This window comes from Amycolatopsis sp. VC5-11 (assembly GCF_037034185.1).
Classification (GTDB): Bacteria; Actinomycetota; Actinomycetes; order Mycobacteriales; family Pseudonocardiaceae; genus Amycolatopsis; species Amycolatopsis nivea.
In genome coordinates this window covers 61,076-67,360 of the sequence record NZ_JBAGKF010000028.1, presented here as the reverse complement: position 1 = coordinate 67,360, position 6,285 = coordinate 61,076, and the positions used below count along the sequence as shown (strand labels likewise).

Genomic DNA, 6,285 nt, shown 5'->3' with positions numbered 1-6,285 from the left:
TGGTGAAGGAGGCGGGCGCGGCGGTGGCGGTGGTCGGGGGCGGGATCTACAACGCGCCCGATCCCGCCGCCGCGGCCCGCGAACTCCGCCGCCTCACCGCCTGACCACACCCGCCCGCTGCGCGCCGGACAAGCGCCGGCGCGCAGCGGAGCGGATCTGCTTTTTCCGAAACCCGCCGAAGAATCGACATCATCGGGAGTGCGCTTCCATGGCAGCAAACCAATCCCCTGACGAGATTGCCCGCCTGACCGCCAAGCGGCTCCCGGAAGACTGGAGCGGTCTGGACGAGCGTGCGGTGGACACCGTCCGCTTGCTGGCGGCGGACGCGGTCGAGCGGTGCGGGAGCGGGCACCCGGGCACCGCCATGAGCCTCGCGCCGGTCGCTTACGCGCTGTTCCAACGGGTTCTGCGGCACGACCCCGGCGACCCGGAGTGGATCGGGCGCGACCGGTTCGTGCTGTCCGCCGGACATTCCAGCCTCACCTTGTACATCCAGCTGTACCTCTCGGGCTACGGCCTGGAACTGGACGATCTGAAGGCGCTGCGCACGTGGGGTTCGCTGACCCCGGGCCACCCCGAATACGGGCACACGAAGGGCGTCGAAATCACCACCGGCCCGCTCGGCCAGGGCTTGGCCAGCGCGGTCGGCATGGCAATGGCGGCCCGCCGCGAGCGCGGCCTGTTCGATCCGGACGCCGAGCCGGGCACGAGCGTGTTCGACCACCAGGTCTACGTGATCGCCTCCGACGGCGACATCGAAGAAGGCGTCACATCCGAGGCGTCGTCGCTCGCCGGAACCCAGCAGCTCGGCAACCTCACGGTGATCTACGACAGCAACGAGATCTCCATCGAGGACGACACGCGCATCGCGCTGTCCGAGGACACCGCGAAGCGCTACGAGGCCTATGGCTGGCACGTGCTCACTGTGGACGGCGGCGAGGACGTAGCCGGGTTCCTCGGCGCGATCGAGCAAGCCAAGGCGGAGACCTCCCGTCCGACGCTGATCGTGCTGCGCACCGTCATCGGCTACCCCGCCCCGACGAAGATGAACACCGGCGGGGTGCACGGCGCCGCACTGGGCGCGGAAGAACTCGGCGCGGTCAAGCGCGCTCTCGGCTTCGATCCGGAGCTGAGTTTCCAGGTCGACGACGAGGTCTTGCGCCACACCCGCGAAGCAGCCTCGCGGGGCCGGGCGGACCACGAGAAGTGGCAGCTCGAATTCGACGCCTGGGCACGAAGCAACCCGCAGGGCAAGGCCCTGCTGGACCGCCTGGCCAAGCGCGAGTTCCCGGCTGGCTGGGCGGCCGATCTGCCCGTCTGGGAGCCGGGCGAACCGGGGGTCGCCACCCGCAAGGCATCGGCCGCGGTCCTGGCTGCGCTCGGCGGGGTGCTGCCCGAGCTGTGGGGCGGCTCGGCGGATCTGGCCGAGAGCAACAACACCACGATCAAGGGTGCGGATTCCTTTGGCCCGGCCGAAATCTCCACCGACGCCTGGACCGCCCAGCCCTACGGCCGCACGCTGCACTTCGGCATCCGTGAACACGCGATGGGGTCCATTCTCAACGGCATCGCGTTGCACGGCGGAACCCGTCCGTACGGCGGCACTTTCCTGATCTTCAGCGATTACATGCGCCCGGCGGTGCGCTTGGCCGCGCTGATGGAACTGCCGGTCATCTATGTGTGGACGCACGACTCGATCGGCCTCGGCGAGGACGGCCCGACGCATCAACCGGTCGAGCACCTGGCCTCGTTGCGGGCGATCCCGGGAATGTCGGTGGCTCGCCCCGCGGACGCGAACGAGACCGCGTACGCCTGGAAAGCCGCGCTGGAGAACACCGGAGGCCCGACCGGGCTCGCGCTCACCCGGCAGAACGTGCCGACGCTGGAGGGCACCTCCGCCGACGGCGTTGCGCGCGGCGGCTACGTGCTCGCCGAAGCGTCGACCGGAACGCCCGAGCTGGTGCTGATCGGCACCGGTTCCGAAGTGCAGCTGGCGGTAGCGGCCAGGAAGATCCTCGAGGACGAAGGGATTCCCACGAGGGTCGTGTCGATGCCGTGCGTGGAGTGGTTCGACCGGCAGGATCCGGCCTACCGGGAAAAGGTGCTGCCTCCTTCGGTGCGGGCCCGGGTGGCGGTCGAAGCGGCGATCGCCCAGCCGTGGCACCGGTTTGTCGGCGATGCCGGCGAAATCGTGTCGCTGGAGCACTTCGGCGCTTCGGCGGATTTCACGACGCTTTACAGCCAGTTCGGCATCACCGTCGACGCCGTGGCGGAAGCCGCACGCCGAAGCGTGCGTTCCGTTCGGCGGTGATGTCGTTGCCGCGGGCGGCAGGAGGATCCGGGAACATCCGCCCGGAACGCGTCCACAAGGGCTGATGGGAGCCTCCTGAACGGTACGCCCGCACGAAGCGGCCCCGGCGGTGTTTCCGCCGGGGCCGCTTCCTTTTCGCCGTCATTATTCGTCATCCCAATCAGGGGATAGCTTTTCCTGATGCCGCAAGGCTTGCTGGCCGGACCGGCAGTGGAGAATCCTTGTGGTCTAAGCAGATTGGTCCGCGCGATGGCCGCGCAGGCGACGCCCCAAGGTCGCCCGCCCGCGAGTGGAGGAAGATCTCGTTGACGAACACGATTCCCAAGAAGCTGGACGCTGCGCTCTTCGCCGGAGCGACCCGCGCGGTCGTCGGAGAGGTGGACCGGGTGAGCGCGGCGGTGCAGTCCGCGTCGTGGCTCCGAGCCGGCGCGCTGCTGCTCAAGGCGCCGGCGGTGTTCACCATCGGCACCGGGCGGAGCGGCCTCGCGCTGCAGATGGCCGCGATGCGGTTCATGCACCTCGGGCTTCCGACGCACGTCGTCGGCGAGGTGACGGCTCCGGCGATCGGCGAACGGGACGTCCTGGTCGCGGCATCGGGCTCCGGGTCGACCGCTCGGGTGGTGCGGGCCGCGGAGACCGCTCGGGCCCAGGGCGCCGACGTGATCGCGCTGACCACGGCTCCCGAGTCGGCGCTGGCCAAGGCCGCGACCGAGGTGCTGGTCATCCCGGCCGCGGACAAGCAGGACTTCGACGGCAACTCCTCCGTCCAGTACGCGGGCAGCCTGTTCGAACAGTCCGTCCTGCTGATCACGGATTCGCTCTTCCACGCGCTGTGGCAGACCAGCGGCACTCAAGCCCGCGAACTGTGGCGGCTCCACGCGAATCTCGAATAGCGGCCTCGCCGTCCTGATGCGACCGACCGGAATGGGAGCCCGAAATGCACTGTCAGACTGAGGCCGCGCCGCGCACGTGCGTCGATGTCCACGCACTGGAGGCGGTGGCGCTGGCCGCGACCCGCAGCGCCGCCGTCGCCAGCTACGGCTGGGTCGGCCGGTACGACCAGAAGGCCGCCGACGCCGCTGCCACCAAGGCGATGCGCGAAGCGCTGGCGAAGGCTCCCGGCCGGGGAACGGTGGTCATCGGGGAGGGCGAAAAGGACGACGCCCCGATGCTGTTCAACGGCGAGATCGTCGGCACCGGCAACGGCCCGGATTTCGACATCGCGGTCGATCCGCTGGAAGGAACGTCCTTCTGCGCCAAGGATCTTCCCGGCTCCCTGGCGACGATCGCCTTCGGCGAGCCGGGCACGCTCTGGTCGCCGGGGCCGGGGTTCTACATGGACAAGATCGTCGTGCCCCCGCAGGCGAAAAACGTCGTCGATCTCGACGATCCGCCCGAACGCACCCTGGCCAACGTCGCCGCCGCGCTCGGCAAGAAGGTCAGCGAGCTCCGGGTGATGATCATGGACAAGCCGCGGCACCAGAACCTGATCGCCCGCGTGCTGCGGGCGGGCGCGGCGGTGCAGACCCCGGCGGGCGGCGATGTCGGCGGAAGCCTGGCCGTGCTCCTGCCGACGCTCGACGTCGACCTGCTGCTCGGCGTCGGCGGCACACCCGAAGGCGTGATGACCGCGGCCGCGGTTCGCGCGCTGGGCGGCGGGATGCTGGGCCGCCTCGCCCCGCAACGGGACGAAGAGGCGGACGCGATCCGCGCGGCGGGCATGTCCCTCGACCGCGTCTACGAATGCGACGAACTCGCGGCAGGCGACGCGTTCTTCGTCGCGACCGGGGTCACCGGGGGCACGCTCCTCGACCGCCCCCGGAAATGCGAGGGCAAGACCACCTGCGAATCGCTGCTGATTTCCCGGGGCGAGATCCGCTACCTCACCCACACCACCTTCGAGTGACCCACGCTGTCCGCACGACCAGGGAGATCCGGTGACGCTGCATTTGGACGACCTCCGCGTTCGTCATCTCGGCGAGTGTCGTTACGATTCGCCGCTCGCCGAGATGGTGTCGACGAAACAGACCTCTCCGCACTATGTCGCCGAGGGCGACCGGGTCCTGCTCGAGGACACCGTGTCGATGCTGGCCGGGCACCGCGTCCCGCCGGCGCGCCTTCCGAGCTTCGAAGGGGCGGGCCCGCGCCGGAAGATCTACTTCGACCCGGCACGCGTCACCGCCGGGATCGTGACCTGCGGAGGGCTGTGCCCGGGGCTGAACAACGTCATCCGCGGCCTCGTCCAGGAACTCGCGGTGCACTACAAGGTGAAGCGGATCCTGGGCTTCCGGAACGGCCTGCAGGGGCTGACCGCCGAGCATCGGCACGACACCGTCGAACTGACGCCGGCGCACGTCCGCGACATCCACAAGGACGGCGGCACCATCCTGGGCAGCTCGCGCGGCGGCCAGGACGCCGACGAGATGGTCGACAGCCTCGTTCTGCGGGGCGTCGACGTCATGTTCGTCATCGGCGGCGACGGCGGGATGCGCGCCGCGACGTACCTCAGCGACGCGATCCGGGCGCGCGGCCTCGACATCGCGGTCATCGGGGTGCCGAAGACCATCGACAACGACCTGCCCTTCACGGACCAGTCCTTCGGTTTCCAGAGCGCGTTCGCCCGGGCGACGGACTTCATCTCGGCGGTTTCCGTCGAAGCCGCGTCCAGCCCGAACGGGGTCGGGATCGTGAAGCTGATGGGCAGGCATTCCGGGTTCATCGCCAGTTACGCCGCGCTGGCCGCCAACGGCGCGGACATCGTGCTGATCCCGGAGATCCCGTTCGCGCTGGAAGGACGGGACGGACTGCTCGCCCACGTCGAGCAACGCGTGCGGGCGAAGGGCTACGTCGTGATAGTGCTGGCCGAAGGGGCCGGTCAGGAACTGCTCGACCGGCCCGGCGCGGCGCACCGGAACGGGCGCGCCACGGACGCGTCGGGCAACGTCAAGCTCGGCAACGTGGGGGAATTGCTCAAAGACCGCATCGCCGCGCACCTGACCGCGGCAGGACTTCCTCCCACGATGCGTTACATCGACCCGAGCTATGCGATCCGGAGCATCGCGGCCAACCCCTACGACAGCGTGTATTGCCTGCGGCTGGCGCACGCGGCGGTGCACGCCGCCATGGCGGGCCGTACCGCGGCGGCCGTCGCGCGCTGGCGGCGGCGCTTCGTGCACGTCCCGCTGTCGTTGATGACCAGCCGCCGCAACCAAGTCGACCCCGATGGCGACCTGTGGCTGTCGGTGCTGGAAACCACCTGCCAGCCCGCGGAATTCGGCACCGCGGCGGGCCGGGAGAAAGTGCCCATGGGCTTTTGCTGAGCGGCCGGGTTCACAGTGCGTGCGCGGTGCGGTCGTCGAAGCCGAAGTCGAGTTCATCGCTGACGGCGACTACCCCGCGCACGCACTGTGCGCTCCGAACAGCTTGCTCGGCAACGCTTCTCAGCCCGACCGTGCCGGTGAGCGTCACGACGCCATCGGCGACCCGCACCGTGACGCCTTCCGGCGCACCGGCTTCGGCCTCGGCGCGGATGTCGGCGTCCGACCGCAGCAACGCGGACAGGACGTCGCGGTGGGAGATCAGCCCGACCAGCCGGGCGGCCTGATCCACCACGCACAACTGGGCCGGCTTGGCGTCCGCGAGCCGTCGGAGCGCCACGTGCAGGGGCGCGTCGGCGGCGATCGTGGGCGCGGGGGCCGTCATCAGCTCGCCGGCAGTGCGCGCAAGCGCTTTTCGCCACCGGCTCCGGCGGCGCGGCCCGCCGAACGCGGGCAGCCGGTCCGCGCCGCCGTGGAACTCGCTCTTCGCCGCCACGTCGGCCGCGGTGACGAGCCCGATCGGCCGGCCGGCCGGATCGACGACCGGCAGCGCGGGCACGCCGTGTTCGAGCAGAGCCGTGACGAGGTCCCGGAACGAGGTGTCGCGTCCGGCCGAGACGACCTGGCGTGCCATGACGTCGGCTACTCGCTGATCGC

At 70.1% G+C, this 6,285-nt stretch carries 5 protein-coding genes; 4 read left to right on the top strand and 1 reads right to left on the bottom strand.

Annotated features, from left to right (window positions below):
* Window positions 1–208: 208 nt before the first annotated feature.
* The 4 genes from tkt to WA670_RS42440 all read left to right on the top strand — a co-directional run bounded on the left by tkt (window position 209) and on the right by WA670_RS42440 (window position 5,631).
* Window positions 209–2,311, top strand: a complete 2,103-nt coding sequence (gene tkt / locus WA670_RS42455) for a transketolase (RefSeq protein WP_205673255.1) — start codon at window positions 209–211, stop codon at window positions 2,309–2,311.
* A gap of 305 nt (window positions 2,312–2,616) precedes the next feature.
* Entirely contained in the window at window positions 2,617–3,204 is a 588-nt protein-coding gene (gene hxlB / locus WA670_RS42450; protein WP_037819249.1) for a 6-phospho-3-hexuloisomerase, read from the top strand.
* A gap of 44 nt (window positions 3,205–3,248) precedes the next feature.
* On the top strand, window positions 3,249–4,217 hold the full coding sequence (gene glpX / locus WA670_RS42445; protein ID WP_037819251.1) for a class II fructose-bisphosphatase: 969 nt from the start codon (window positions 3,249–3,251) through the stop codon (window positions 4,215–4,217).
* A gap of 31 nt (window positions 4,218–4,248) precedes the next feature.
* Window positions 4,249–5,631: an ATP-dependent 6-phosphofructokinase gene (locus tag WA670_RS42440; RefSeq protein ID WP_336161824.1), complete on the top strand. Its 1,383-nt coding sequence runs from the start codon at window positions 4,249–4,251 to the stop codon at window positions 5,629–5,631.
* Between the two features lie 10 nt (window positions 5,632–5,641).
* On the opposite strand, the gene WA670_RS42435 is transcribed toward WA670_RS42440, so the two are convergent.
* Window positions 5,642–6,262, bottom strand: a complete 621-nt coding sequence (locus WA670_RS42435) for a CBS domain-containing protein (protein WP_336161822.1) — start codon at window positions 6,260–6,262, stop codon at window positions 5,642–5,644.
* Between the last annotated feature and the right edge of the window lie 23 nt (window positions 6,263–6,285).